22 protein-coding genes and 4 pseudogenes are annotated in these 24,478 nt (G+C 57.7%); 13 read left to right on the forward strand and 13 right to left on the reverse strand.

Going from position 1 to position 24,478, the window contains the following annotated elements; genetic code table 11:
- Positions 1-91: 91 nt before the first annotated feature.
- The 3 genes and pseudogenes from HB780_RS13350 to HB780_RS33020 form a co-directional block, all read left to right on the forward strand.
- Positions 92-679: a TetR/AcrR family transcriptional regulator gene (locus HB780_RS13350; protein WP_183689718.1), complete on the forward strand. Its 588-nt coding sequence runs from the start codon at positions 92-94 to the stop codon at positions 677-679.
- 210 nt (positions 680-889) lie between these two features.
- Positions 890-2,188: a beta-ketoacyl-ACP synthase II gene (gene fabF, locus HB780_RS13355; protein WP_183688436.1), complete on the forward strand. Its 1,299-nt coding sequence runs from the start codon at positions 890-892 to the stop codon at positions 2,186-2,188.
- Between the two features lie 95 nt (positions 2,189-2,283).
- Positions 2,284-2,418 (forward strand): annotated as a pseudogene (locus HB780_RS33020) (cell division protein FtsZ); the annotation flags it as partial.
- Positions 2,419-2,536: 118 nt separating this feature from the next.
- Here the strand turns inward: HB780_RS33020 and HB780_RS13360 are convergent.
- The 6 genes from HB780_RS13360 to HB780_RS13385 all read right to left on the reverse strand — a co-directional run bounded on the left by HB780_RS13360 (position 2,537) and on the right by HB780_RS13385 (position 7,866).
- A complete protein-coding gene (locus HB780_RS13360; RefSeq protein ID WP_183688438.1) occupies positions 2,537-2,824 on the reverse strand; it encodes a MurR/RpiR family transcriptional regulator in 288 nt (95 codons plus the stop codon).
- A gap of 130 nt (positions 2,825-2,954) precedes the next feature.
- The gene (gene iolG / locus HB780_RS13365) at positions 2,955-3,947 is read right to left on the reverse strand and encodes an inositol 2-dehydrogenase (RefSeq protein ID WP_183688440.1); all 993 of its coding nucleotides are present in this window, start codon (positions 3,945-3,947) and stop codon (positions 2,955-2,957) included.
- 42 nt (positions 3,948-3,989) lie between these two features.
- On the reverse strand, positions 3,990-4,793 hold the full coding sequence (locus tag HB780_RS13370; protein ID WP_183688442.1) for a TIM barrel protein: 804 nt from the start codon (positions 4,791-4,793) through the stop codon (positions 3,990-3,992).
- An 81-nt stretch (positions 4,794-4,874) separates the two neighbouring features.
- Positions 4,875-5,669 (reverse strand): ATP-binding cassette domain-containing protein, encoded by a 795-nt coding sequence (locus HB780_RS13375; protein WP_183688444.1) that lies wholly within the window; start codon positions 5,667-5,669, stop codon positions 4,875-4,877.
- A 2-nt stretch (positions 5,670-5,671) separates the two neighbouring features.
- Positions 5,672-6,793: an ABC transporter permease gene (locus tag HB780_RS13380; RefSeq protein ID WP_183688446.1), complete on the reverse strand. Its 1,122-nt coding sequence runs from the start codon at positions 6,791-6,793 to the stop codon at positions 5,672-5,674.
- Between the two features lie 125 nt (positions 6,794-6,918).
- Positions 6,919-7,866, reverse strand: a complete 948-nt coding sequence (locus HB780_RS13385) for a sugar ABC transporter substrate-binding protein (protein WP_183688448.1) — start codon at positions 7,864-7,866, stop codon at positions 6,919-6,921.
- Positions 7,867-8,038: 172 nt separating this feature from the next.
- Here HB780_RS13385 and HB780_RS13390 point away from each other — a divergent pair, with 172 nt between their 5' ends.
- A complete protein-coding gene (locus HB780_RS13390) occupies positions 8,039-9,034 on the forward strand; it encodes a LacI family DNA-binding transcriptional regulator (RefSeq protein WP_183688450.1) in 996 nt (331 codons plus the stop codon).
- 148 nt (positions 9,035-9,182) lie between these two features.
- On the opposite strand, the gene HB780_RS13395 is transcribed toward HB780_RS13390, so the two are convergent.
- From HB780_RS13395 to HB780_RS13405, 3 genes and pseudogenes are all read right to left on the reverse strand, one after another.
- Positions 9,183-9,602 carry a cyclophilin-like fold protein gene (locus HB780_RS13395; RefSeq protein WP_183688452.1) on the reverse strand — a complete coding sequence of 140 codons (420 nt, stop codon included), beginning with the start codon at positions 9,600-9,602 and terminating at the stop codon, positions 9,183-9,185.
- A gap of 168 nt (positions 9,603-9,770) precedes the next feature.
- Positions 9,771-10,774, reverse strand: a pseudogene (locus HB780_RS13400) (alpha/beta hydrolase).
- 167 nt (positions 10,775-10,941) lie between these two features.
- A complete protein-coding gene (locus HB780_RS13405; RefSeq protein WP_183688454.1) occupies positions 10,942-12,060 on the reverse strand; it encodes an MFS transporter in 1,119 nt (372 codons plus the stop codon).
- 212 nt (positions 12,061-12,272) lie between these two features.
- On the opposite strand from HB780_RS13405, the gene HB780_RS13410 reads away from it, so the two are divergent.
- Together HB780_RS13410 and HB780_RS33500 are read left to right on the forward strand one after the other, a co-directional pair.
- On the forward strand, positions 12,273-13,163 hold the full coding sequence (locus HB780_RS13410; protein ID WP_183688456.1) for a LysR family transcriptional regulator: 891 nt from the start codon (positions 12,273-12,275) through the stop codon (positions 13,161-13,163).
- 90 nt (positions 13,164-13,253) lie between these two features.
- Positions 13,254-13,516, forward strand: a pseudogene (locus HB780_RS33500) (DDE-type integrase/transposase/recombinase); the annotation flags it as partial.
- Positions 13,517-13,652: 136 nt separating this feature from the next.
- Here HB780_RS33500 and HB780_RS13420 read toward each other — a convergent pair.
- Positions 13,653-14,531: an AraC family transcriptional regulator gene (locus HB780_RS13420; protein ID WP_183688458.1), complete on the reverse strand. Its 879-nt coding sequence runs from the start codon at positions 14,529-14,531 to the stop codon at positions 13,653-13,655.
- A 238-nt stretch (positions 14,532-14,769) separates the two neighbouring features.
- Between HB780_RS13420 and HB780_RS13425 the strand changes: the two genes are divergently transcribed.
- Positions 14,770-15,156 (forward strand): limonene-1,2-epoxide hydrolase, encoded by a 387-nt coding sequence (locus HB780_RS13425; protein WP_183688460.1) that lies wholly within the window; start codon positions 14,770-14,772, stop codon positions 15,154-15,156.
- 357 nt (positions 15,157-15,513) lie between these two features.
- On the opposite strand, the gene HB780_RS13430 is transcribed toward HB780_RS13425, so the two are convergent.
- On the reverse strand, positions 15,514-16,266 hold the full coding sequence (locus HB780_RS13430; protein ID WP_183688462.1) for an SDR family oxidoreductase: 753 nt from the start codon (positions 16,264-16,266) through the stop codon (positions 15,514-15,516).
- A gap of 181 nt (positions 16,267-16,447) precedes the next feature.
- Here HB780_RS13430 and HB780_RS13435 point away from each other — a divergent pair, with 181 nt between their 5' ends.
- A complete protein-coding gene (locus HB780_RS13435; RefSeq protein WP_286202946.1) occupies positions 16,448-17,137 on the forward strand; it encodes a TetR/AcrR family transcriptional regulator in 690 nt (229 codons plus the stop codon).
- Positions 17,134-17,808 (forward strand): glutathione S-transferase family protein, encoded by a 675-nt coding sequence (locus tag HB780_RS13440; protein ID WP_183688464.1) that lies wholly within the window; start codon positions 17,134-17,136, stop codon positions 17,806-17,808. The genes HB780_RS13435 and HB780_RS13440 overlap by 4 nt, the downstream gene beginning before the upstream one ends.
- Before the next feature lie 574 nt (positions 17,809-18,382).
- Here the strand turns inward: HB780_RS13440 and HB780_RS13445 are convergent.
- Together HB780_RS13445 and HB780_RS13450 are read right to left on the reverse strand one after the other, a co-directional pair.
- Complete coding sequence (locus HB780_RS13445) at positions 18,383-19,363, reverse strand: NADP-dependent oxidoreductase (RefSeq protein WP_183688466.1); 981 nt, start codon at positions 19,361-19,363, stop codon at positions 18,383-18,385.
- A 167-nt stretch (positions 19,364-19,530) separates the two neighbouring features.
- Positions 19,531-20,421: a LysR family transcriptional regulator gene (locus HB780_RS13450; protein WP_183688468.1), complete on the reverse strand. Its 891-nt coding sequence runs from the start codon at positions 20,419-20,421 to the stop codon at positions 19,531-19,533.
- A 103-nt stretch (positions 20,422-20,524) separates the two neighbouring features.
- Between HB780_RS13450 and HB780_RS13455 the strand changes: the two genes are divergently transcribed.
- The 4 genes and pseudogenes from HB780_RS13455 (at position 20,525) to HB780_RS13470 (ending at position 23,972) form a co-directional block, all read left to right on the forward strand.
- Positions 20,525-21,394, forward strand: a complete 870-nt coding sequence (locus HB780_RS13455; RefSeq protein WP_183688470.1) for an SDR family oxidoreductase — start codon at positions 20,525-20,527, stop codon at positions 21,392-21,394.
- Between the two features lie 34 nt (positions 21,395-21,428).
- Entirely contained in the window at positions 21,429-21,902 is a 474-nt protein-coding gene (locus HB780_RS13460) for an AtaL-like protein (RefSeq protein ID WP_183688472.1), read from the forward strand.
- A 72-nt stretch (positions 21,903-21,974) separates the two neighbouring features.
- Positions 21,975-23,039, forward strand: a pseudogene (locus HB780_RS13465) (alkene reductase); the annotation flags it as partial.
- A gap of 51 nt (positions 23,040-23,090) precedes the next feature.
- Complete coding sequence (locus HB780_RS13470; protein WP_435693886.1) at positions 23,091-23,972, forward strand: SDR family oxidoreductase; 882 nt, start codon at positions 23,091-23,093, stop codon at positions 23,970-23,972.
- Positions 23,973-24,478 lie beyond the last annotated feature (506 nt).

The following is a 24,478-nucleotide window of genomic DNA, read 5'->3' on the forward strand; positions in this document are numbered from 1 at the left end:
TCTCTTCTTGACGAGCGATCTGAATGAATTAGATTGCGATCTAACTCTATTTAGGATATAGATGTCAAACGAAATCTAATTGGAGGTCGTCATGAGAGTGAGCCGCGTACAGGCCGAGGAAAATCGCGAAACGGTGATCAACGTCGCAAGCCGACTGTTTCGCGAGCATGGTTTTGATGGGATCGGGCTGAAGGATCTGATGAAAGGTGCCGGCCTGACGCAAGGCGCGTTCTACAAGCAGTTCTCATCGAAGGACGATCTTGCAGCGCAGGCTTCCAGGCGTGCGATGGAAGGCGCCACACGCAGATGGTCAGCAGCGGCTGCAGACAGTTCCAATCCCCTTGAAGCGGTCATGGAGTTTTACCTATCTCCCGACCATCGTGGCGAAAAGGCTGACGGTTGCCCTTTGGTGGCGTTGGGAGCGGATGCAACGCGGCAAAGTGAAGAGGTTCGACGCCCATTCGAGGATGGGATCCGGGCTCACTTCGAGGTTCTGGATGAGCTGATGCACGAAGCCAAAGGCTCCAGTCCGAGCGGCAAGGCAATGGCGATCCTGTCTCTTATGGTGGGTGCTGTCACGCTGTCCCGCCTCATTGAGGAAGAGAATTTGTCGCACGACATCCTCGACGCAGCCGCTGGCCAAGTCAGGCGCATTGCAGGCGGTGAAGGGGATGCTTGAAGAGCGGGCCGTCGCCCTAAGGCTTGATCGCGGGTTCTATTGTCCGGTGTAAGTCATGCGTCAGAGCGACCCCATAGGCCGGATGCGGGTCGAATAACGCTCTTTTAAGTCCTGGCAAACTGCATGTTTCGAGACCTCGTACTGGCCGCTTCACCGGCCGGCAGTCTGGAGGCGTGCCTAATTTTCAAAGAAAACACAGGCGGAAAACCTATGCGTCGTATCGTTGTTACAGGAATGGGAGCTGTGAGCCCCCTTGGAGCGAATGTGGGTATCTCCTGGTCTCGCCTTCTTGAGGGTCGGAGCGGGATTCGGCGACTGGCGGACGATGTCGTCGGGGATCTTCCGTCCAAGATAGGCGGGGTGGTCCCCTCAATCGGTGAAGATCCCGAAGGAGGTTTTGACCCGGACAGCGTGATGGCTCCGAAGGATCAACGCAAGGTCGATCGATTCATCCTTTTCGCATTGGCGGCCGCTGAAGAGGCGCTTGCTCAAGCGAAGTGGAAGCCGCTTTCGAATGATGACCGCCTGCGAACCGCGACGATCATCGCCTCGGGTATCGGCGGGTTTCCCGCGATAACCGAGGCGGTCCGCACCGTCGATCAACGCGGTGTACGTCGTCTTTCGCCCTTCACGGTGCCGTCGTTCCTCGTCAACCTCGCGGCGGGACAAATTTCGATCCGCTTCGGCTTCAAAGGTCCCCTCGGTGCACCGGTGACAGCGTGCGCGGCCGGTGTCCAGGCGATCGGCGACGCGGCCAGGCTTATCCGTTCAAACGAGGCCGATATTGCCATATGCGGCGGAACGGAAGCCTGCATGAATATCGTCAGTCTCGGTGGTTTTGCCGCGGCCAGATCGTTGTCAACTGGTTTTAATGAGGCCCCCGTTCGCGCATCTCGTCCTTTCGACATGTCGCGTGACGGCTTCGTCATGGGCGAGGGAGCCGGCGTATTGGTCATCGAAGCCCTAAGCCATGCGCTTGCTCGCGGTGCCACCCCGATTGCCGAACTCGTCGGCTACGGCACGACAGCCGACGCCCATCACATTACCTCCGGTCCCGAAGATGGGAATGGTGCGCGCAGAGCCATGGAGATCGCGATTGCGCAAGCGGGAATAGCCCCGCGTGAAATTGCTCATCTGAATGCGCACTCCACCTCGACACCGGTCGGCGATCTCGGTGAAATCAGAGCCATCAAGAGCATTTTCGGCTCCAACCATGCCATCGCTGTCAGCGGGACGAAATCAGCGACAGGACATCTGCTTGGTGCGGCCGGAGGGCTGGAAGCAATCTTCACGATCCTGGCACTCAGGAACCAGATCGCACCACCGACCCTCAACCTGAATGCTCCAGATCCGGAAGCTGACGGTATCGATTTCGTCGCGCATGATGCGCGGCGCGTAGAGATGAATTACGCAATATCCAATGGCTTCGGCTTTGGCGGAGTCAATGCCAGCGCTGTGTTCCGACGCTGGCCGGAAGGGAGCGTCAGCCGCTCGCCCTCCGTTAGCTGATGCGAATTCTCGTTCCCGTAACAATGTCAGACTGTGCAGTCTCTAAGGAGGTCGCCTTGCCATGAGGCCAACAATGGTTTGAGCTAAAGCCAAAGATCACTGTTATTGGCAGTGGCGGCGGAATAGCTGTGAACAACATGATCGCACAGAAGCTGGAGGGCGCGGAATTCGTCGTTGCCAACACCGATGCACAGGCTCTGTCCATGTCGAAAGCGTCGCGGTTTGGTCAGGCCGAGCCCGGCGAAAGGGCAACCTTTGCTCAGAAAGCAGAGCGTGAGAAACGTTTCCAGACCCCGCAAAGTCGACGGCTTGCAGCCCCACCGCCGCAGCGGGCGGCCAGACAGCTCCTTAGTGTCGATCTGCGGCGGTCTTGCGAAGATGATCCCTTATCATCGCGCGAAACTCGCCGAATGTTTGAAAGCCGATGTGCTGTGCAAGTCGGTGAACCGTCGTTTGAGAAACCTTGCAATTGCGGGCAATCGCAGCGGCACTTTCGAAAGCAATCATTTCCGGCCGATCTATGATCTGCCTCGCGACCTGTTCGAGACCGTTAGGAAAGACGATCTGCCGCTTGGCGATCAGGTACTTCAGTTCCTGCAGCGTCGCGGGGGGACGGCGGTCTCTATCCTGTAGCATTGCGCTTCACCCTCCAAAGAGCCGCCTTCGGGTAATCTCGGTGCGACCCGGATGCATGTGACGAGACGGCACGGCGCCTCCGGCAGCGATGCGGCAATTTGAGGACACGGCCGCATCGCATCGAAGCTTGTTAATCGACCCGCACCGGCCTGCCCGTTTGCCAGCTCACGGTGGCGGCCTCCGCCAACTTCTGGGCCTGGAGACCATCAAGCCCACCGGGCCTCAGCGACCGATTGCCCGTGTCGATCGCATCGATGAAGGCGTTGATCTCATTGGCGTAGGCTTGGGCGTAGCGTTCGAGGAAGAAATACTGGACGGGATCGCCGCTGACGCCGGTCGCATTGGAAAGCTCTACGCTGGTTGCGTGGATATTCCTTGCCGCAAGCATGCCGCCAGCACCATGGACTTCGATGCGCTGGTCATAGCCATAGGTCGCCCGGCGCGAATTGGTGATGACCGCAATGCGCCCGGATGCCGTCTGCATCTGTACGGCGGCAGTATCCACATCGCCTTCGGCCCCGATCGCCTTGTCGACGAGCGATGATCCAAGTGCGTTCACGACGACGAATTCTTCCCCCATGAGGAAGCGGGCCATATCGAAGTCATGGATCATCATGTCGCGGAATAGCCCGCCGGAAGATTTGACGTAATCGGCCGGCGGCGGCGTGGGGTCCCGGCTGGTGATCGTGATAATCTCGATTTCGCCGACATCGCCGCGGCGCAGGCGCGCTTCCACACTGGCGAAGTTCGGGTCAAACCGGCGATTGAAGCCGATCATCAGGGTCGACTTGTTCTTCTCGACGACGTCGAGGCAGGCATTGATGCGCTCGACCGACAGGGACACCGGCTTCTCGCAGAGGATTGCCTTGCCGGCCCTGGCGGCTGCCTCGATGAGATCGGCGTGGCTGGGTGTCGGCGTCGCGATGAGGATCGCATCGACACCCGGGGACTTGATGACATCTTCCGCCTCGGCAACCTCGGCGCCCGTCTGCGCGGCCAGCGCCTCGGCCGATGCCCTGAAGGCATCCGCCACATAGACGAGCTTGGCCTTGGGGTTCGCCGCAATGGTCGCGGCATGCACCTTGCCTATCCGGCCAGCGCCGATCACTCCAAACCTGATCATTGATATTTCTCCATGATATGTAAGTGTTGACTATCGAAATCTTCAGACCGTGAAGGCGTCGCGGAAACGGGCAAGCGCCGTCTCGTCATCGCCGGAGGCCCAGGCCTCCATGCCGATCGTGCCGCGATAACCCATATCCTTGAGCGCGCGGGCGATTGCCTTGTAGTTGATCTCTCCGGTGCCTGGCTCCATGCGGCCGGGAACATCCGCCACCTGGATTTCGCCGATATAGGGCAGAGCGCGACGGCACAGCTCGATCAAGTTTCCTTCGCCGATCTGGGCGTGATAAAGATCGAGATTGAGCTTCAATGCCGGTCGGTTTACCGACGAAACGAGCGCAAGCGTATCTTCGGCCTTGGCAAACGGCGTCTTGGGGTGATCGACTGTTTCATTGAGGTTTTCGAGCACGAAGGTGACGCCCTCTTTCTCGCCGAGCTCGGCGATACGGTTAAGCGTGTCGCGCGCCTTGAGCCACATGGCGCCCGTCACCTTATCGGCCTTGACCACCGGCAGGCCCTGGCCGTCGAGACCGGTCCCATGCAGGTTGAGGCGCGGGCAATTGAGCTCCCTGGCGATCGGGATCGATTGCTTTGCAGTTCGCAGCAATTCGTCGGCGCCCTCTTCATCGGCGAGCGTGCCGATCACATAGCCCGTCATCGACGAGAAGATTGCTCCTGATCTAGCAAGGGTGGCGATGTCATGTTTCGTCCAGTCCCAGATCTCGGCGTGAAAGCCGAGTTCGGTGATGCGCTTGAGCCTGTCGACGACAGGAAGCGACTTGAAGACCATCTCGGCGCAGACCGCGAGCGTGAAGGGGGATGAGGCATTCGACGAGCCGTCATTCATGACCGTATTCCATGGTTGATGATTGGGTGAAAGGCGGCGGCCTTTGAAAGCCAATCGAGCGCCGCCTCGGAAGCAAGCCGGCTAGATCGTACCGCCGAGCTCTTCGGACAATTGCTGCAGTTCCTTGCCACCGGCCATGAGGTTCTGAAGCTCATCCATCGCGATATCAGCTTTGGCAAAAGTGCCAAGCGTCTGGCCGCGATTGAGGATGGTGAAGCGGTCCGCCACCGCATAGGCATGGCGGACATTGTGGGTGATGAAAATGACACCCAATCCGTTCTGTCGAACCTGGTGGATGTATTTCAGCACCATCGAGGTTTGCGCCACGCCGAGCGCCGAAGTCGGCTCATCGAGAATGAGGATCTTTGCGCCGAAGTAGACCGCTCGCGCAATCGCCACGCATTGGCGTTCGCCCCCGGACAGAGTGCCTACCGCCTGATTTGGGTCGCGGATATCGATGCCGATCTTGCGCATCTCTTCACGCGTAACATCGTTGCAGTGTGAAAGATCGAGAGAACGGAAAGGGAAGAAGCCTTTGCGAGGCTCCCGTCCCATGAAGAAATTGCGGGTGATCGACATCAGCGGGATCATGGCAAGATCCTGATAGACGGTTGCGATCCCGGCATCGAGCGCGTCGCGCGGACTGCGGAAATTGACGGGCTTACCTTCGACCAGGAACGTACCGCCACTTGGGCGGACGACACCAGAGAGCGTCTTGATCAAAGTGGATTTGCCCGCACCATTGTCTCCGAGGAGACAAAGCACCTCTCCGGCCGATACTTGCATCGACACGCCGTTGAGCGCGATCACGGAGCCGTAATGCTTGATGATATCGGTCACTTCGATGACCGGCGTTCGATTATTGACATCAGACATGATCAGCGCTCCCCGGTAACCTTGCGGCGAATGAAATTATTGAAGAGAACGGCCAGCAGCAGCATCGAGCCCAGAAAGACCTGAAACCAGTCGGAATCGAACTTGGTGTAGGTCAGGCCGATCGAAACCGAACCGAAGATGATCGCACCGAAGAAGGCGCCGATCGCCGAACCGTAACCACCTGTCAGCAAACACCCGCCAATGACGGCGGCAATGATCGCCTCGAATTCTTTCTGAAAACCGCGTCTGGCGTCGGTCGAGCCGGCATCGAGCACGGTGATGATGGCAACCAGAGCCGCCGCACATGCCGTCAGTGCAAACAGGCCGGTCTTGACCCTGTGGACCGGCACGCCGGAGTTTCTCGCCGCGTTGGGATCGCCACCGGCGGCAAAGATCCAGTTGCCGGTACGGGTGCGTAGGAGGACCCAGGTTGCAGCCAAGGCAACCGCGGCGAACCACAATACGGAGACCGGGATGCCCGTGACCTTCGGCATGCCATTGGGGAACTTATCGATCAGGTCGTGATCAGCAAGCCAGACAAAGACTCCTTTCAGCGCATCCCCGGAAAACAGTCCAAGCAGCGGACTGTCTTTGACACGGTCGCCGATGCCGCGAAGCTGCGTTGAGCCGCCTGTCGCCCATTTCAGGCCGACGAGCGTCAGTCCGCGAAGAATGAACAGGAATGCCAGGGTCACGATGAAGGACGGAAGGCGTGTATGAATGACGATCTGCCCATTGATCGCCCCCATGAACGCCGCAAAGAGCATCGTCATGACGATGGCAACCGAAAGCGGCTGACCGAAATTCGTGAGGATGACGCCGAAAATCAGTCCCGCAAAGGCCACCATCGAGCCGATCGAAAGATCGAACTCTCCTCCGATCATCAGAAGTGCCGCCGCGATGGCCAGAATTCCCAGTTGCGATGCCGGCGCCATGATGGTCATCACGCCGGACAACGAAAACATCGTCGAATCTGCGGTGAGAAAGAAAAAGACGATGACAAGAACAAGGCCTGCCACGGCGCCAAGCTCGGGCCGCCGCATCATGTGCGTCAAAAAACTCACTTGTTTGACGCGCTCATCGGGTTTCGGCGCGGCCGCCGTTCTCTGCTCAAGCGAAGCCATAACTCCTCCAACGGGATTGTAATTTAGGGTGGCGGTGCCGCTGCTCGGCAGCCCGCTCTGTCAGCCAAACCCCCTCCCCATCAAAGGGGAGGAGATTCTGGGAGAATGCCTTGCGGCAATTCCGGTCAGCGAATGCCCTTGGCGGAAAGATCCACGACCTGGGCGGCCTTTTCCTTGGTGATAAGGTTCGGGCCGGATGGAACATTGCCCCCCGGGATAAGCCCGTATTTGGCATAGTTGGCCAAGAATACGACCGGCAGATAGCCCTGCAGGAACTGCTGCTGATCGATCGCGAAGGCGGCCTTGCCGTCGGCCACTGCCTTCAGGAAATCGGCTGAAAGGTCGAATGTCGCTACCTTGATCTTACCGGTCATTCCGACATCCTCGACGGCCGCCAGGGTCGGCTCGCCGGCCGTGCCGGCACCAAGCGCCATGACGGTATCGACGGCGGTGTTGGAACTCAGCGCCGCCTTGACCTTCGCACGGACATCTGCCGGATCGTTGCTGACGGGCAGGACGGTGACCTTGCCGCCGAAACCATCGGCAAAGCCCTTGCAGCGCAGGTCGAGCGAAACATTGCCGACCTCCTGGTTCACGCAGATGCCTTCCTTGCCACCCAGCTCATGCAGTTTCGCACCGGCGGCCTTGCCGGCGGTATATTCGTCCTGGCCGACATGCAGAAGCGCGCCCAGTTCCTTTGAAACATCGGAGCCGGAATTGATGGAAATAACCGGGATACCGGCGGCGACAGCCTTCTTGATGGATGGACCGAGTGCCGAGGCGTCCGGAATGGAGACGATAAGTCCGTCGGGCTTCTGGTTGACGGCAGCGTCGATAAGCTGCCCCATCGATACCATGTCAAAGGTTTCCGGAGCACGGTAGTCGACGCTGACACCCATGTCCTTCGCCGCTGCGTTGACGCCGTTCTTGACCACGGACCAGAAAGGATCATTGGCCTGGCCGTGGGTGACGGCAATGATGCGAATATCCGCAGCATTGGCGATTGCCGAAGAGCAGATGAGCGCGGCAGCCATGGCTGCGCTCGCAAGAAGCGATTTCAAGCCGAATTTCATTTTACCCTCCCAAAATAGTCCGCTCTACTGCGGACCTCCCAATGCTACCGGTAGCAATCTCCTTTGCACCCGGTAGCAAGCTCGATAAAACTACTTTATTGTCGACAGAAATCAAGCATCCATTCCATTTTTATTTTTTTGTGGAATATTCATTCCAATTGAGGAGGCAGGCATGCGCAAACGGGCGACGGCGAAAGAGGTGGCGGAAGCCGCCGGCGTATCGAAATGGACCGTCATTCGTGCGTTCACACCCGGTGCATCCATTACGGATGCCAGCCGGCAAAAGGTGATTCAGGCGGCCGAGGCCCTGAATTATTCGCCCAATCTTCTCGCCCGCAGCCTTGCAACGAACATCACCCATCAGGTCGCCGTCTTCATCGACGACTTCACCAATCCGCATAAGCTTCCGGTTCTGGAGATGTTGACCGAGCGGCTGCAGGCGGAGGGCCTGCTGACTGTATTGATCAACATCAACCGTCATTTCGATCACGTTCATGCGTTGATCAATGCAGGCCAGCGGCAGTTCGATGCCGTAATCCTGTTCGGCACGGCCTTTCGCGAGGAAACACTGGGTGATCGACGCCTTGGCCCAGGTTTCCCGCCTATGTTCGTTCTCGCGAGAGACAGCCAAATTCCCGGCATTCCCGCGATCGCCTGCAACGCCGAACTCGCTCTCAGCGAAATCGTCGATTACCTGTTCGACAAGGGATATCGCCGTCCTGGCTTTATGACGGGAGCAAGAACCCTGTCGACGGCGCTTGGCAGGCGCCATCACTATGCCAATTTCTGGCGAGCGAAAGGTATCGAAGGCGTGACGGAACTGGCCGCGGAAAGATACAGCGCCCAGGCCGGCGCCGAGGCGGCCCGCACCTATTTGAGCGCGGTTTCGCCGGCGTCGCGCATCGACGTATTGATGTGTGAAAATGACATTCTGGCACTGGGTGCGATGGATGTGGCCCGGAGCGAATTCGGGCTTGGGATTCCGCAAGACTTGGCGGTCGTCGGCTTCGACAACATCGAACTCGGCGGCGTTCCAGCCTACGAATTGACCAGCTACGAGCAGCCTACCGACAAGATGGTCGATGCCACGGTCGGAATGATCACAGGCAAGCGCGACGCCGAAACGGTTGTCATGCCAGGTCGGCTTGTGCGGAGATCATCGGCATGAAGTATCCCTAAGGATCGGCCAGGAAGCGCTTCGGGATTTGAGTCGAGTCCAGAAAAATGGAGGGCAGCGGTTCATACCCATCAAGGCGGGAGAGACGCTCGCCCCCTGCGCTTCCCAGCACCCATTATTGATTTATGCCACCGTGGATTTAGCGAGCGTTGTCGATTTTGATGGTGACCTCACCGGGTCGGTCAAAGATTGAGACGTCACCTTGGATCTGACCTAAAATCACGATTCCCGGCGGCGGTACGCGCCCTTGTCGATAATAGATGACGAAATCACCCGAATTCCAAAGGCCAAGCGTACCGGCGGAGAACTGGCGCTGACGCGGAGCGGAAGGTAAGGCAGCCGGCAGGTCGCCTGTCTTTTCCTGTCGTAGATGATCGTCCATCTTAATCGTCAACGGCAGCATCCCGTCAAGCGCGCGAGCGGCTGCGTTGTCAGCCAGTTTCGCAGTGACATTGCCCCAGTCGGACGAGATTAAAATACGGTCCTGCGCCAATGCGGATCCTCCAGGCTGCAGCGTCAGGAAACCTGATACCCATATCGCTCTTACGATACTTTTCATGTGTCACCTCTATTCCTCGCGCAGAACTGTTTCCAACCGATCCAAGACAAGCTGCGCGGAGAGCGAGAACACTGAGTTGCCTCGGCCAGAGGTCAGGCAAGGGCCGAGGCGATAGGGAGGTGAAGCGTGACGCCACCAAAGGCGTGACAGGCTCCTTGTTTTTTGTCCTCAGGCTAGGTGTTGATCGAAGAAGCTCTTCAACTTGTCGAACGGAATGAGATCGACGCGGTCGTAAAGATCGACGTGACCTGCGCCCTTGACCCAGACGAGTTCCTTTGGCTCGGACGCACGCTTGAAGGCGTCTTCACTGAATTCCTTCGAGTGCGCCTGGTCCCCCGAAATAAACAGCATCGGCCGCGGGGAGATCGTCTCTATATCGTTGAACGGGTAGAAGTTCGAGAACTTGACCACACTGCTCATCGTTGGCTTGGTGGTCGTCTGCTTTGTTGCACCTGCCGGGGTGAACTCGCCGCGCGGAGTGCGGTAGAAGTCAAAAAACTCGCGCTGGACAGGATCGGTGTCGGCCGTCAGCTCCAGAGTGGTGCCGCCGATATATTGGATGTCTGCCCCGTCGGCCTCGGCCCAACGCTGCTCGGCAGCGGCGGCAATGAACTGCTTGCGCTGCTCGACGCTCTGCGAATGATTGAGCGCGTTACGGAACGCCGAACCCATATCGTACATGCTGACGGTGGCGACGGCCTTGATGCGCGGGTCGATCTTGGCGGCGCTGACGACGAAGCTACCGCTGCCGCAGACACCGATCGCACCGATATTCTGCCGATCGACGAACGGATGCGAGCCAAGGAAGTCGACGCCGGCGCTGAATGCCTCGGCGTAAACCTCGGGAGAAACGAGGTTGCGTGACTGGCCTTCGCTTTCCCCCAAAATGGCAGATCGATGGACATTGCGACAAAACCCTGTTCGGCCATTTTGGTAGCGTAGAGATTGGCGCTCTGCTCCTTCACGGCCCCCATCGGATGTCCGACGATGATCGCCGGATTCTTCGTCGCACGGTCAAGATCTTTGGGAAGGAACAGATTGCCAGCGACATTCATTTGATACTGGGTCTTGAACGTAACCTTCTGCACGGTCACGCGGTCGCTGGTGTAGAAATTGGACGCGCCGTTGGACATGTCTTGAGCCTTTGCAATTGTCGTGTCGAAAATGGCCATCGCCCCGAGTGCCGCGACACCGGCGCCGGTCATCTTGAGCAGGTGGCGGCGATCGATGCCGGTGTTCGAGATCTGTGGGTCTTCTTGGTTTGCTTTGTCAGTCATCTGCACGTCTCCTTGAGTGGTGATGCGATGGAAATAGATCGGGATAAGGCGATGCTGATCTGTCAGCGGCGTGTGGAACGCCATGCGGCCACAGTGAGAAGGGATGAGCCGGCCAGCAGAACAGCGGCGAACAGGAAGGTGGTCCACCAGCCGGAGCTGTCGAACAGGACCCCGCCGATAGACGCGCCCAGGGTGATCGCGAGTTGGATTGTCGCCACTTGCAGCCCGCCACCTGCTTCGGCGTCGTCGGGCATCGTTCGGCTCAGCCATGTGCCCCAGCCAACAGGGGCGGCCGTGCCGAACAGACCCCAGCCCATCAGAAGGACGGCAGTCATTGTTGAGGACGATCCGAATACGATCAGTCCTAGTGCAATCAAGGCCATGATCACCGGGATTGCGCCAAGAATGCTGAACAGCCGCTTTTGAAGCAGATGACTGACGATGTAAGTCCCTGCGACTCCCGCCAGGCCCATCAATAGGAGCAGGAGAGAAAGGGTCGAAATCGAGACCGCCGTTACTGTTTCCAGGAATGGGCGAAGGTATGTGAACAATGCAAACTGGCCCATGAAGAGTAGCATGATCGAAGCCATGCCGATTGTGACCTGCGGACGGAGAAGCAGCCGGAAGACATTGGATGACCCCTCGTTGCGGCGCGGAGGCAGAGACGGCAGGCTGATCCACTGCCAAACCAAAGCCAAAAGCGCCAGCGGAACAACGGCAAAGAACGCGCCGCGCCAGCCGATATAGCTGCCGAGCAAGCTTCCCAGAGGTGCTGCGATCGTCGCCGCGATGGCATTGCCAGCGTTCAGCATCGCCAGGCCCTTGGGAACGGCGTTTTCTGGAACCAGTCGCATGATGATAGACGTCGACATCGACCAGAAGCCGCCGATGGCGATGCCCAGCATGGCGCGCCCGACCATCAGCACGAGATAGTTCGGCGCAAATGTGACGATCGTTCCCGAGATCACCAGGATTAGTGAGAACGACGCGAGAACCATCCGCCTGTCCAGCCGTCGCGTCAGACCTGCCACAAAGATGCTGGTGAGGACGGCGAAGATGCCGGAGATCGAGATCGCCTGGCCGGCGCGGCCTTCGGTGACGCCCAGTTCTGTGGCGATCGGCGACAGTAGGCTGACCGGCATGAACTCTGAGGCAATCAGGACGGCGACACACAGGGCCATGGAAATGACCGCCCCCCAGGCTGCGGTTGGTACAGCCGAGCTGGCGGCTGTCGCGCCCCCGGGTTCGATGTCGTTATTGTTAAAGTCGGATCGCGTGAGAGCTTGCTGTGTCATGGCGGCAATATATGTCGGGCGCACTTCGAAGATTAGCCATTGCAATTCGCTTTGACTTATCGATCTATGACATCAATTAAAGATGTCATGAGGCGACCATGAAGCGAGAAGATCTGAACGACATGCTCTGGTTCCTGGCGGTCGCAGAGGAGCGGAGCTTTACCAAAGCGGCGGCGAAGCTCGGCACGTCGCAATCCACGATCAGTCATACGATCAAGAAGCTCGAAGCCCGGATGGGTCTGCGCCTTCTGACACGCACCACGCGCAATGTCTCTCCGACGGAGGCGGGTGAGAGGCTGATTCGCTCGCTTGCACCTCGGATCGAGGAGCTCGAGTCAGAAATCGATGAGCTGATGGAAATCAGGGATAAGCCGGCGGGGACTGTCAGGATAACTCTGTCGGATTACGCTCAGGAAAGCGTTGTTTGGCCAAAACTACGCCCTCTCTTGCGCCAGTTTCCTGACATCAAAGTCGAGCTGAACAGCGACAATGGGTTCCGAAACATCGTGGAAGAGAAGTTCGATGCTGGCGTGCGCTTGGGCGAGAGTGTCGACAAGGATATGATCGCGGTCCGGATCGGCCCTGACTGGCGTTTGGTCGCGGTAGCCTCTCCCGAATATCTTAAGGCGCGAACCGCTCCAAAGACGCCCCAAGATCTGGTCGGTCATGACTGCATCAACCATCGGCAAGCTCGGGCTGGCGGCCTATATGCATGGGAGTTCGAAAAGGATGGTCGGGAAGTCCGGGTGCGTGTCAATGGACAACTGACGTTCAACACGTCCTATGCGATGATCGATGCGGCAATTGCGGGGTACGGTATCGCCTATGTGCCCGAAACTCTCGTCGAGCAAGAGCGCGCAACGGGGCGACTGATACAGATCCTCGACGACTGGTCTCCCATGTTTCCGGGCTATTACCTGTTCTATCCCAGCAGACGGCAGAATTCGCCTGCGTTCAAGGTCGTGGTCGACGCGCTGCGCGTTAGATGAGCGTGCAGATTTCTGGTGCTGCCATAAGGTATCAGAGCACCGTAAAGTTAACTTGCCGGTGAAATCCCCAGGCGATCCGCCGGTTGGTTTGGCGATAAATGGCATCTGGACGAGATGGTCATCACCATTGCCGGCAAGAAACATTGGCTATGGCGGGCTGTCGATCAGGATGGCTTCGTTCGCGACGTGCTGATGCGAAGCCGCCACAATTCAAAGGCCTGAATAACCGAGCGGAGCATTCCCATCAACCGACACGACGGCGAGAGCGGATCATGAAAGGCTTCAAGTCAGCACGACATCTCCAGCGTTTCGGTTCCATTCATGACCCCGTCGCCAACCTTTTTCACATTCCACGCCACGAGATCTCATCCGACCATCACCGCGAACTGAGAACCGCAACCATGCAACGGTGCCGTCCTGCCTCCATCCTCGGGGAACGCGGCGCAGAAGGCGGTTACAGTTTTGATTGGTGTTGGCATCCTGGTGTACTTATTTTGGTTCAACGAGCGCTCGCACCAGCCCAGCATCGCGCCTCGGGGGCGCGCCGAATAGGCGTTTGTATTCCCGGCTGAACTGGGAGATGCTTTTGTACCCGACCTCAAAGGAGACAGCTGCTGCGTCTGTCTGTCTGGCAACCATGCGACGGCGGGCTTCTTGTAGCCTTATGTGCTTTTGATACTGCAGTGGGCTCAAAGCGGTCACTGCCTTGAAACGCCGATGGAATACGGACTCACTCATGCCCGCCACAGCAGCCATATCCTCTACGCTGAGTTGCTCGGTGTAGTGCTCACGTATCCAAGCCATAGATTTTCGGATGTGGGACAGCCGGGAGTCAACTCCGGCGATCTGGCGCAGCATCTCGGCGTGAGGCCCCATCATCAGCCTGAACATCAATTCATGCTCCAGGTGAAGCGCCATGACTGCGACTTCCTTCGGCCGATCGAGCACTTCAAGCAATCTCTGCCAAGCGCCTATCAACTCGGAATTGGCTATGCTGAAACCCAATCCGGGCTGGATCTGCAGTTCCGGTGTTTCGGACAGATAGAGCACCACGTTGGTTACCACGGCAGGGTCGAGTTGAAGGCCAAGCGCTAGAAACGGACGCTCGGCTGACGCCTCACAGATTTGACCCATTGCGGTGATTTCGGCGGCAACAATCATGGTTTGCCCCGGACCGTATTCAAACACCCTGTCCCCGATAATCGTACGCTGGGTTCCCTGGAGGACGATGAATGCCGTGGGCTGATAAACCGAGGCATTCAATTCGGTCGGTTCAGCAACGCTGTGAACAGCTAGCCGTGGCAGGCCAGGGTGTTGGGTCCCGGCATGACGCATTGCGAGAGCGCAGAGTTCATCGAGTTTTTCCATCACACCAGTGTTGCCAATTGCATGAAAACGTCAAGCTCCCGGCGGGATCAGGCAATAATTCAGGACCATCGGGCATCGTCATCTCGCTGCGCATCATCCAGAGTCCTCTTACACAGTGGGAGGTATCAATGCCGCGGCTGGTGCTGACGGTAACCCAGCCAGGATCAAGGAAATTCTTCCGAAAGGCGGGTTTTGCAATCGTGCACAGGTTACCACACCTAAAGACAAGGAAATCGACATGCCTACACCTATCGAAATCATAACTGAATTCTGTGCGACTTTTTCTGAAGATGGCGGCAGGCCTGCAGTCCGCCGGTGGTTCACACCGGAGACCGTTTGGGTCAACGAGGGTATTTCACGGACCACCGGCATCGATGAAGCGATCGGGATGATCGATGAGCTGGAAAAGTCCATGGGAATTGCGACTGTTCATATCGATATGCTCGCAATCGCTGCGGACGGGAACCGTGTTCTCACAGAACGACTGGACCGGTTCGAGCGCGCAGACGGCAGCGAGATCGGACGAGTGACACTGATGGGGATCTATGAACTCGAAGGGGATCGCATCGTCGCCTGGCGTGACTACGTTGACGTGAACGCTGTCTCAAAATTGGCCGAAGGCTGACTAGGATAAACGTGGGTTGCAGGCGCCGAATATTGGGAACACACTATATTTGTGCAGCGCCATTTCGTTGACCTGTTTGCGCGCTGAGAGAGATCATAACTCAGCGCGCAACTGTTTGAAACGAAGACCATAAAGCGACAGCTCCGGTCAGCCGGCGTAACGTGCACTCATCGACAAAGACTTCGTAGCGCAGTATCTAGGTTGGTCATCTTCGTTCTCTCTTTGATTGCCCGCTAAGGGCGTCACGTTTTCCGGTTCATTCCCCGATTTTGCGTCCAGGGACTGACACGGCAGAATCAACATGAGAGATCGTGACGCAGTCGGCGAGGCCCGCAGGTCCAGACCTCGCCATCGCCGTCAGCCGTTCAATGTCCGCCCCCCATCCACTACGATCTCCGAGCCGATTGTCCAGGCAGACTCGTCCGAAGCGAGATAAACAACAGCCTTGGCAACTTCTTCCGGCCTGCCAAAGCGACCGAGCGGAATAGTTGCCGCTATGTCCTTGTTGACCTGTTCGCGATAGGCGTCGGGTATGCCGAGTTTGTCGTAAAGTGGTGTCTCGACTGGGCCGGGGCTGACAGCGTTTACGCGAATGCCACGCGGCAGAAGCTCGGTCGAAAACGTCTTTGCCAGATTAAGGAACGCAGCCTTGGTCGCGCCGTAAACTGTCGAATTGGCCGCGCCGACATGCGCGTTGATCGAGGTGTTGAGAACGACCGATGCAGGATTTGCAAACACAGGCAGAAGAGCCTGCATCAAAAAGTAGGGGCCTTTGACATTGATCGCGAAGGAGCGATCAAAGGCGTCCTCGTCCCAGTTCTCTATCGGCATCCACACGGACACCCCTGCATTGAGAAAGGCGACATCTAGCTGTCCGTAATGCTCGCTGATTGCCGCAGCAAGTTTTCGCTGCTCATCTACGCTTGCACTATCGGCACGCAGGACAAGAACTTCCGGTCCAAGCTCTGCCTTTGCTCTCTCGATCGATTCCGGATTGTTGCCGGTGACGATGACGCGTGCGCCTTCAGTCAGAAACTGCCGGGCCGTTTCCAGGCCGATGCCCGATGTTCCGCCTGTGATGAGTGTCCGTTTTCCGTTCAAGCGAGCCATGAATGGTTCCTTTAAAATGTTTGCTAACCCGGTGCCATTGGAGCCGAGCATGGGAGGATCAAACTCTTTGCAATCTCGACAAAGATAAGTTAAGTGACTTACCAAGAGATAAGTGCTCACTTGAATGATGTCAAGTTGGTCAACTTACCTTTAGGATTGTGAATATGCGGGAGTTGTTGCGATGCCATCGCCGGGCGTGACCTATCACCATCGGATCAAGGAAGAGAAACGCCTTGCGGCTGTCGAGGCCGCAACAGAGCTGTTCTTCGAACAGGGTTACGAGAGGACATCGCTGCAGCAGATCGCAACCCGCGCCGGGGTCTCGACAGCCACGCTGTTCAAGCGTTACCCGACGAAAGCCGCGCTCTTTGAAGCGATCGTTGAAAGGTTCTGGAGCCTGGAGACAGAGTGTGAGGCAACGGCCATCCCTTCGGGAGACCTGGAGGCCGGCTTGCTCAAGTTCGGGCACGACTACGCGCAGCGCATGCGAAGGCCAGAGATGGCCTCCATGTTCCGGCTTATCATTGCCGAATCTTTACGGTTTCCGGATCTTGGACAAACCCTTTTCAACAAAGGTTATGGTCCTTTCCTCAGTCGCCTTAGCACCTATCTCCGAAACCAGATAAAGCAGGGCAATCTCCTCGTCGTGGCAGACATTGAATCTGCCTCAAGCGCCTTTCTTGCAACGATCGCGGGGCAGGTATTTTGGCCCGAACTCATGGCGCCGGGCTGCGGTGGCACAGATGCCGATACGAAAAAGTCGTCCATAGTGCCGTCGCAACGATGTTGGTCCAGTTCGCGAGCCGCCCGGCCTGAAAATCTTCAGGCCCTTTGCATTTTCACATTCATGTTACGTCAGGAACACCCATGACCCAATCCCCACTCGCTCTGGTCAGCCACCCCTTGTGTCCCTTCGTGCAGCGCGCCGCGATCGTGCTTCTTGAAAAAAGCGTGTCATTCGACAGGATCGACATCGATCTCACTGCTAAACCGGAATGGTTTCTGGCCATCTCTCCCACAGGCAAGGTTCCACTACTGAAGATCCCGCAGGAAAGCGGACCGGACGCTGTACTGTTCGAGAGCATGGTGATCTGTGAATATCTCGAAGAAACGCAGGAAGGCGTCAAACTGTACTCTGCCGATCCGTTGGAGCGTGCCCGGCAGCGTGCCTGGATCGAATTTGGCACGGCGACCCTTACCGATGCATGGTTGTTTCTGAACGCAAAAGACGCAGCGACAGCCGCGATAAAACATGCCGCCTTTCGTGAAAAGCTGGAGCGGCTTGAAGGCGTCCTGGAGCATGGCCCGTATTTTGGAGGCGCTGCGTTCAGTATGGTCGACGCGGTGTTCTCGCCAGTTTTCCGGTATTTTGACATTCTCAAACCGGACGTTTCCACATCGTTGTTCGATGGTGTCAATCGGGTGTCAGCCTGGAAAAGTGCCTTGATGAAGCGCGCGAGCGTGATGTCCTCAGTTGGAGATGACTATCCGGAGCGCTTCCGCAAGCATCTTCGTGACCATGGGGCTCTGCTGGGCGCATAGGCTCAGAGGCATATTGGCAGATTATGTGAAGCTGATTTCGACATTCCTGCTTGCAGAATTGACAGGTTGAGGTTTCAGTTGGCTGTGCCGAATGCCAGGTGTCGGAACCTTCCCAATAGGTGGTGAGCGCTACCGTGTGCATCCCGAAGACCGTTGGGTGATGAACCCACTTCTCCTCGGCCCCAGAGCGTTAAACAATAGCCTCGATCAAGCGCGGACCGGGTTCCTGCATCGTGCGTGAAAACGCCTTGTCAAATTCACGCCGGGAATCTGTCCGTATCGCGGGCCCCCCAAACCCGAAGCCACCTTCACCCAGTCAATGACGGGATCTTCAAGACTCCTCAGAGACGCGGCATTCTGTCCGCGATTGGTTGTCCCTACGCGCCTCAGCTCATTGTCGAGGATTTTATAGGCACGGGTGCAGTAACAAGTGGAGTTGGAGACAATCGTCATGCTCAACCACGTAACTCTCGCCACGCTGAAACGTGATCGGCCACTAGGGCGCCCGTCGGTACCGGCCCTGTTGTGGTCCACGGAGAACCCTCCGATCATCGTTGATGATCACCTGCAGTGATCAGAGCGTGAAGTCCGCAACGATCTTGCCCGGAGCATGGCCAGTGCGATTGCGCTCGATTGCGGACGGCAGATCTTCGAAACTGACAACTTCGGCAATTGTCGATCGTAGTGCGCCAGTGGCAACTTGCTGGGCAATGGCGGCCAGGCGCGGCGTGTCGGGCTTGTTTGATAGAAAGACGCCGCGGCGGCCTTGCGGCGCGCGCGAGGCGACATCCGGAGCAGCGATGCTGACGAGGAGGCCCTCAGGTGACAGGAGCATCCATGACCGGTCGATAACTTCGCCGCCGACCAGGTCGATGACGAGATCGATGTGGCCCGCGAGATGCTCGAGCGTCTGGTGACGGTAATCGATCACCTCGTCCGCACCCAAGGCCCGCACATGCGCGAGGCTCGTGGTTGAGGCCGTGGCGTAAACGAATGCTCCGGCCGCCTTGGCGAACTGAACGGCGAAGCCGCCCACGCCCCCGGCTGCGCCATGGATCAGCACCCGCCGTCCGGAGAGGCCAAAATCCGCTGCCTGAATGACATGCCATGCCGTCATTGCGGCCACCGGAACGGCTGCTGCTTCAACGTCCGAAAGCTCGGCGGGCGTCGGGACAAGTTTCTCGGCGTCGATAACCAGATGGTCGGTATAGGCACCGCACCCGCCGAGCGCAGCCATCACCCGGTCGCCCCGCATCAGGCCTGTTACGCCCGGTCCTGTCTGCAGCACGATTCCGGCCATCTCGATGCCAAGGGTTGCGGGAAGCTCTAGCTTAAAGATGTTGCGGAGGTTGCCTTCACGGATCTTCCAGTCGAGGCCGTTCACTGCGGCGGCCGTGACCTTGACCAGCACCTTGCCAGGACCCGGCTCAGGCGTCGGCACCCGATCGACTGTCAGAGATTCCGGGCCACCATAGGCTTGAAGACGTAAGGCTCGGCCATGGGTTTGCGGTTCGAATGTGGGATCGGCGCGCTTAAGGGTATCGGACGTGTTCATGTGTTTCTCCTTCACGACGAAGGTATACGTTCCAATTTGCGAGGAAAGTCGTTGAAATGAGACAGTCCGTCTCATTGGAGAGACAATCTGTGGAACTCCCAAGCAGGCTCCAATGTTGTCGGTAGGCCGCTTATCTGTGCATGGTTTAGGCCGACCAGCCAACGTCATCATCTGCCGATGTAGGCGGCAAGTTCGTCCGGTGTCCCATTCGGGAAGGCCTCTTTTAGAAACTCCAGGAACGCCGATACGCGCGCACTGAGCAAACGGCGAGATGGATAGAGCGTCCACAAAGCGATTTCGGGACCGTCAATATCGCCCCAATTCACCAGTGTTCCGTCGGCCAGGTCATGAGCCACCAGTGAAATGGGAAGACGTGCCGCACCGACGCCGGCTCGCACCGCATCGCGGATGGTGATCAGCGTTGACAAGGTGAGGACCGGCTCTATTCTAATCGTTGTCCGGCTACCGGGTGTCTTCACATGCCATGTTTGCGGCTCGCCCATCCCGCGCGCAACGCCCGGAGCAGGAAGGTCTCCGTTTGGGCGGGGAAGATCGCGGCTCGCCACCACAACCAGCCGGTCGCGAAGGAACGCCCGCCCGATCAGGCTTTCGTCAGGATCGGGATTAACCCGGATGACCAGATCGTAGCCTTCCTCGATCATGTCCACAGGCCGGTCCTCAGTCGTGACCTCCAGCCTCACCTCCGGATACTTGAGGGCAAACCCCGCAGCAATCCTCCCCATTGCTGTCTGGGAAAAATGTAAAGGTGCGCTGATCCGCAATCTCCCTTTGGGTCTCTGACCGCCCGAGGCAATCGCCGAAGCCGTCTCGTCCAGTTCCGCGAGCAACGCCCCCGTCCGCTCGAAAAGCGCCCGTCCTTCTTCGGTGAGCTTCAGGTTTCGAACACCTCGTTCAAACAGACGTAGATCAAGGCTGCTTTCCAACTCTCCAACGCGTCGGGACAGGGTTGCCTTCGGCCGGCCCGTGGCCCGTGACGCTTTGCCGAAACCACCATGGCGGGCGACAAGATTGAAATCGGCGAGAGCGAGAAGATCCATGTGCGTTCCACCAGCGAGACGATGCGTCTAAATTTCCGGTCTATTGGACTGAAAGTGAACCACACATATTGGACGTGTCAAGCAATCCAATAGGAGAAACCTCATGACCATTCTCGTTACCGGCGCGACAGGCAATATTGGCCGCCAAGTCGTTGAACACCTCAACAAGCGCGGCGCTGATGTGCGTGCTCTCGCCCGCGATCCGTCGAAGGCCAACTTTCCGGATGGTGTATCCGTCGTACAAGGCGACTTTCTCGACGTCGATTCCCTGCGCAACGCCATGTCTGGCGTTTCCACCCTGTTTCTTTTGAACGCTGTCGTACCGGACGAATTCACCCAAGCGTTGATCGCGCTTAACGTCGCGCGATCGGCTGGCATCGAGCGCATCGTCTATCTCTCGGTAATCCATGCCGACGTCTATGTGAATGTGCCGCATTTCGCGGGCAAATTCAGCGTCGAGCGAATGATCGAGCAGATGGATTTCAAGGCCACCATCCTGCGTCCGGCCTACTTCATCCAGAACGATCTGACGATCAAGGATGTCATTACCGGCTACGGCGTCTACCCGATGCCGGTCGGCGACAAGGGCCTCGCGATGATCGACGTTCGCGATATCGCGGAGATTGCAGCCCTTGAGTTGCTGCGTCGCGAACAGGCGTCAGAGCCGCTTCCGCTCAACCGCATCAACCTGGTGGGTCCCGAAACCCTCACCGGAACGGATATAGCCGCCATCTGGTCGGACGTGCTCGCTCGGCAAATCAACTATGGCGGCGGCGACACGCAAGCCTTCGAGCGGAACCTCAAGCAGTTCATGCCCGCCTGGATGGCCTACGACATGCGCATGATGGGCGAACGCTTCCTGACCGACGGCATGCTGCCTGGGGCCGGCGACGTCGAGCGCCTGACTCAGCTACTTGGCCGCCCACTCCGCCAATATCGCGACTTCGCCTCGGAAACTGTCGCTTCTGCCTAACGGAAGCAACAGCTATCTCGAAAGGACTTCCATCGTGATTTATTCGACTGCTATTGTCCCGGTAAACCCGGAAGGCGAAACCCGGTTGACGCGGGCTCAGGCGTGGCAGGGTCTTGAACTCAAAGCACGCGACGCACGCTTGTTCCTTGCCCAAGGGCTTTGCACCCGTTGTGAGGTTGTCGAGGAAAGCGCGACCCACTTCGTGCGTGAAGCCACGATCGGAGGCAATGACCTGCGAGAAATCGTAACGCTCGAACATGAGAGCAAAGTCACTTTCTTCCAGGCGGCCGGGCCCTGCGAGGGCGCGATCATCAACGAATTGTTCGAAGATGAAGACGGCGCACTGCAGCTTCGCTTCTATTGCTACATGGGCCTGCGTGGCAAAAAGCCGAATACTCTTGAAGAGCAAGCCCAGCAGACCCGGTTCGCCAGCGAAAACGGCTACAAGGCCGCCCTTCTGGCGACGTTGAAGCGGACCCGCGCACTTGTTGCAGAGGGAAGCCTCTGATCATCCTAAATGCAAATCAATAGGGTGGCCCCTGTAGAGGGCCGCCCTGAGTGCGCTGTATAAAATCTTCGAATGGAGAAACCAATGAATTCGCTATTCTCGCCGGCTCGCATAGGCCGCTACACGCTTTCCAACCGTCTTGTCATGGCGCCTATGACCCGCAGCCGCGCAGCGTTCGACGGCACGCCGGGCGATTTGGCTTCCGTATATTATGCGCAGCGGGCAGGCGTTGGCCTGATCGTAACCGAGGGTACGCAGCCCTCAGATGATGGGCAGGGCTATCTCAGCACCCCCGGCATCTACACGCCTGCACACATCGCTGGCTGGAAGAAGATCACATCAGCCGTGCATGATAAAGGTGGCCGCATCTTCATCCAGCTGATGCACGCAGGGCGCATGTCGCATCCTGACAACACGCCGCATCACCGTCCAGGCGTTGCGCCTTCGGCGATCGCGCCGGGGACGGGCATGTTCACGGCAACCGGGATGCAGGATATTCCTGTGCCTCGCGCGCTTACCACCGAAGAAGTGCGCAAGACCGTGGCCGATTTCCGCCAAGCAGCCCGCTCAGCCATTGACGCCGGCGCCGACGGCGTCGAGATTCATGGCGCGAACGCTTATCTCGTCCATCAGTTCTTTGCGCCGAGTGCCAATACACGCACGGACGAATATGGCGGCTCTCTGGAAAACCGCGCCCGCTTTGCGATCGAAGTCGCCACGGCGATTGCCGAGGAGATCGGCGCTGACCGGACCTCGATCCGACTGTCTCCCGGCGCGACGATATGGGGGATTGACGAAGGCCCTGAGGGCCCGGATCTCTACCGTCATCTGGTGACCGAACTCGACAAGCTTGGACTCGCTTATGTGCATATCATGCATCAGGGCAACGAGGTGTTGCTGGCAGATATTCGCAAACTTTGACACCAATCGCTGATCCTCAACCGCCCGGGTCATCCACGCGATAAGATCGGTTCCGATGTGGCGTCGGGGATAGCCGATTTTGAAGCCTTCGGACAAATGGTCCTTGCCAATCCGGACTTCGTCGCGAGGCTGAAGGCCAATGCAGCGATGAACCAGGCAGACCACAACACGTACTTTGGCGGCGATGCTAAAGGTTACATCGATTATCCCTTTATAGAGCAGACATCAGCATCGATCGTTGCTTCTTCCGCAACAGCGAAGAAAAAAATCCTAGTCGTCGGCGCCACAGGATTCCTGGGAGCAAAAGTTCTCGGCCAACTGGCGCGTGACAGGACGTTTGCCGTTGCAGCGATGTCGCGGAAGGGCGCGCCCTCCAACGAGACCGTTAACGTCGAATGGCTCCGTGGCGATATGATGGACCCGGCATCATTGGACAAAGCTTTGCAAGGAGTGGACGTCGTCGTTAGCTCGGCCAATAGTTACATGAAGGGAAACCTCGATACCGACTATCAGGGCAACAAAAACCTGATAGAGGCAGCTGCAAGAGCCGATGTCGGCCGGTTCGTTTTTCTCAGCATCGTCAGTTGCGAGGCAGCATCGGCAGTGCCGCATTTCCACGCCAAGAAGGTGGCGGAAGATCTGATCAAGGCCTCCGGCGTGCCTTATGTATTTGTCCGTGCGCCTACATTTCTCGACCAAGGCTCGGACTACATTGCGAAAGCGGTCAAAGCTGGCCGATACCCTGCGGTTGGCGATAAAACAACCAAATGGTCCTATGTGTTGACCGACGATCTGGCCTTATATCTTGCGCAAGCGGCCACATTTTCAGGTTCTGAAATCGACATGCAGACAATCGATGTCGGCTGGCACGATGGTGCACAGAGCCAGCAAGAGATCGCCGATATTATCTCCGAAGTTACGAAGAAAAGCCTGAAGGTACGCGCTATACCGTGGGTGGTATTTCGCTTTCTCGTGCGCCCGGTAAGGCTGTTTTCCGAGCTTGGGTATGATCTGATGCAGATGTTCTTGTTCTTCAAGACGGGCGTATACGTTTCGAACATCTCGAAACAGGAGCATTTCTTTGGACCCGCTCCCTCATCCCGCGACGCGATCACGCGATGGGCGAAAAGCAATCAGCTGACTGCGTGATCCATAACCGGAACTGACTCGGAAAAGGTGGCTTGTTGAATTCCATATGAAATTCACCCCGTTTTCCATTTCGCGATAATCCACAAGTAGTTCAAAATAGTGAAGCATTTCATAGAAATGTCTCCGCCTGGCAGGGGCAGCACCAAGCGGAAAGACGGGTCAAATCGCGGCGGAATTCAACAGCTTGCAAAGGAACCTTCCTTACGTATCGCGCATCTGTACTAGGGGACCCTCAAAAACAGGTCGGAAAATCTTCGCTTTCGATCGCCGCTGCCACAATTACGCCTGCCACCTCCGAAATTGTCGATGGCAAGCATACCCCGTCGACGCGGGGCGCAGCCCCGTGCGTTGTTCGGGAAGTTGGTTGAGACATGAAGACTTTAAGATTGATCCTTTTGCCCGCTCTGGCCGTACTGATGACAAGCATCTCGGTGCATGCCCAGGAATGGCGGTATTTGCCGGATTATGGCGACGGACCGGACGACGGCTACACTGTTCAGCGCCAT

This window comes from Rhizobium lusitanum (assembly GCF_014189535.1).
GTDB classification, from domain to species: Bacteria; Pseudomonadota; Alphaproteobacteria; order Rhizobiales; family Rhizobiaceae; genus Rhizobium; species Rhizobium lusitanum_C.

What these genes read in the sequence shown, in the direction of transcription:
- HB780_RS13375 (WP_183688444.1), bottom strand. Translation starts at nt 5,669, where the DNA reads ATGTCTGATGTCAATAATCGAACGCCGGTCATCGAAGTGACCGATATC.
- HB780_RS13385 (WP_183688448.1), bottom strand. Translation starts at nt 7,866, where the DNA reads ATGAAATTCGGCTTGAAATCGCTTCTTGCGAGCGCAGCCATGGCTGCC.
- HB780_RS13410 (WP_183688456.1), top strand. Translation starts at nt 12,273, where the DNA reads ATGAAGCGAGAAGATCTGAACGACATGCTCTGGTTCCTGGCGGTCGCA.
- HB780_RS13360 (WP_183688438.1), bottom strand. Translation starts at nt 2,824, where the DNA reads ATGCTACAGGATAGAGACCGCCGTCCCCCCGCGACGCTGCAGGAACTG.
- HB780_RS13420 (WP_183688458.1), bottom strand. Translation starts at nt 14,531, where the DNA reads ATGGAAAAACTCGATGAACTCTGCGCTCTCGCAATGCGTCATGCCGGG.
- HB780_RS13455 (WP_183688470.1), top strand. Translation starts at nt 20,525, where the DNA reads ATGACCATTCTCGTTACCGGCGCGACAGGCAATATTGGCCGCCAAGTC.
- fabF (WP_183688436.1), top strand. Translation starts at nt 890, where the DNA reads ATGCGTCGTATCGTTGTTACAGGAATGGGAGCTGTGAGCCCCCTTGGA.
- HB780_RS13440 (WP_183688464.1), top strand. Translation starts at nt 17,134, where the DNA reads ATGACCCAATCCCCACTCGCTCTGGTCAGCCACCCCTTGTGTCCCTTC.
- HB780_RS13380 (WP_183688446.1), bottom strand. Translation starts at nt 6,793, where the DNA reads ATGGCTTCGCTTGAGCAGAGAACGGCGGCCGCGCCGAAACCCGATGAG.
- HB780_RS13430 (WP_183688462.1), bottom strand. Translation starts at nt 16,266, where the DNA reads ATGGCTCGCTTGAACGGAAAACGGACACTCATCACAGGCGGAACATCG.
- HB780_RS13390 (WP_183688450.1), top strand. Translation starts at nt 8,039, where the DNA reads ATGCGCAAACGGGCGACGGCGAAAGAGGTGGCGGAAGCCGCCGGCGTA.
- HB780_RS13445 (WP_183688466.1), bottom strand. Translation starts at nt 19,363, where the DNA reads ATGAACACGTCCGATACCCTTAAGCGCGCCGATCCCACATTCGAACCG.
- HB780_RS13435 (WP_286202946.1), top strand. Translation starts at nt 16,448, where the DNA reads ATGCCATCGCCGGGCGTGACCTATCACCATCGGATCAAGGAAGAGAAA.
- HB780_RS13405 (WP_183688454.1), bottom strand. Translation starts at nt 12,060, where the DNA reads ATGGCCCTGTGTGTCGCCGTCCTGATTGCCTCAGAGTTCATGCCGGTC.
- iolG (WP_183688440.1), bottom strand. Translation starts at nt 3,947, where the DNA reads ATGATCAGGTTTGGAGTGATCGGCGCTGGCCGGATAGGCAAGGTGCAT.
- HB780_RS13425 (WP_183688460.1), top strand. Translation starts at nt 14,770, where the DNA reads ATGCCTACACCTATCGAAATCATAACTGAATTCTGTGCGACTTTTTCT.
- HB780_RS13350 (WP_183689718.1), top strand. Translation starts at nt 92, where the DNA reads ATGAGAGTGAGCCGCGTACAGGCCGAGGAAAATCGCGAAACGGTGATC.
- HB780_RS13370 (WP_183688442.1), bottom strand. Translation starts at nt 4,793, where the DNA reads ATGAATGACGGCTCGTCGAATGCCTCATCCCCCTTCACGCTCGCGGTC.
- HB780_RS13450 (WP_183688468.1), bottom strand. Translation starts at nt 20,421, where the DNA reads ATGGATCTTCTCGCTCTCGCCGATTTCAATCTTGTCGCCCGCCATGGT.
- HB780_RS13395 (WP_183688452.1), bottom strand. Translation starts at nt 9,602, where the DNA reads ATGAAAAGTATCGTAAGAGCGATATGGGTATCAGGTTTCCTGACGCTG.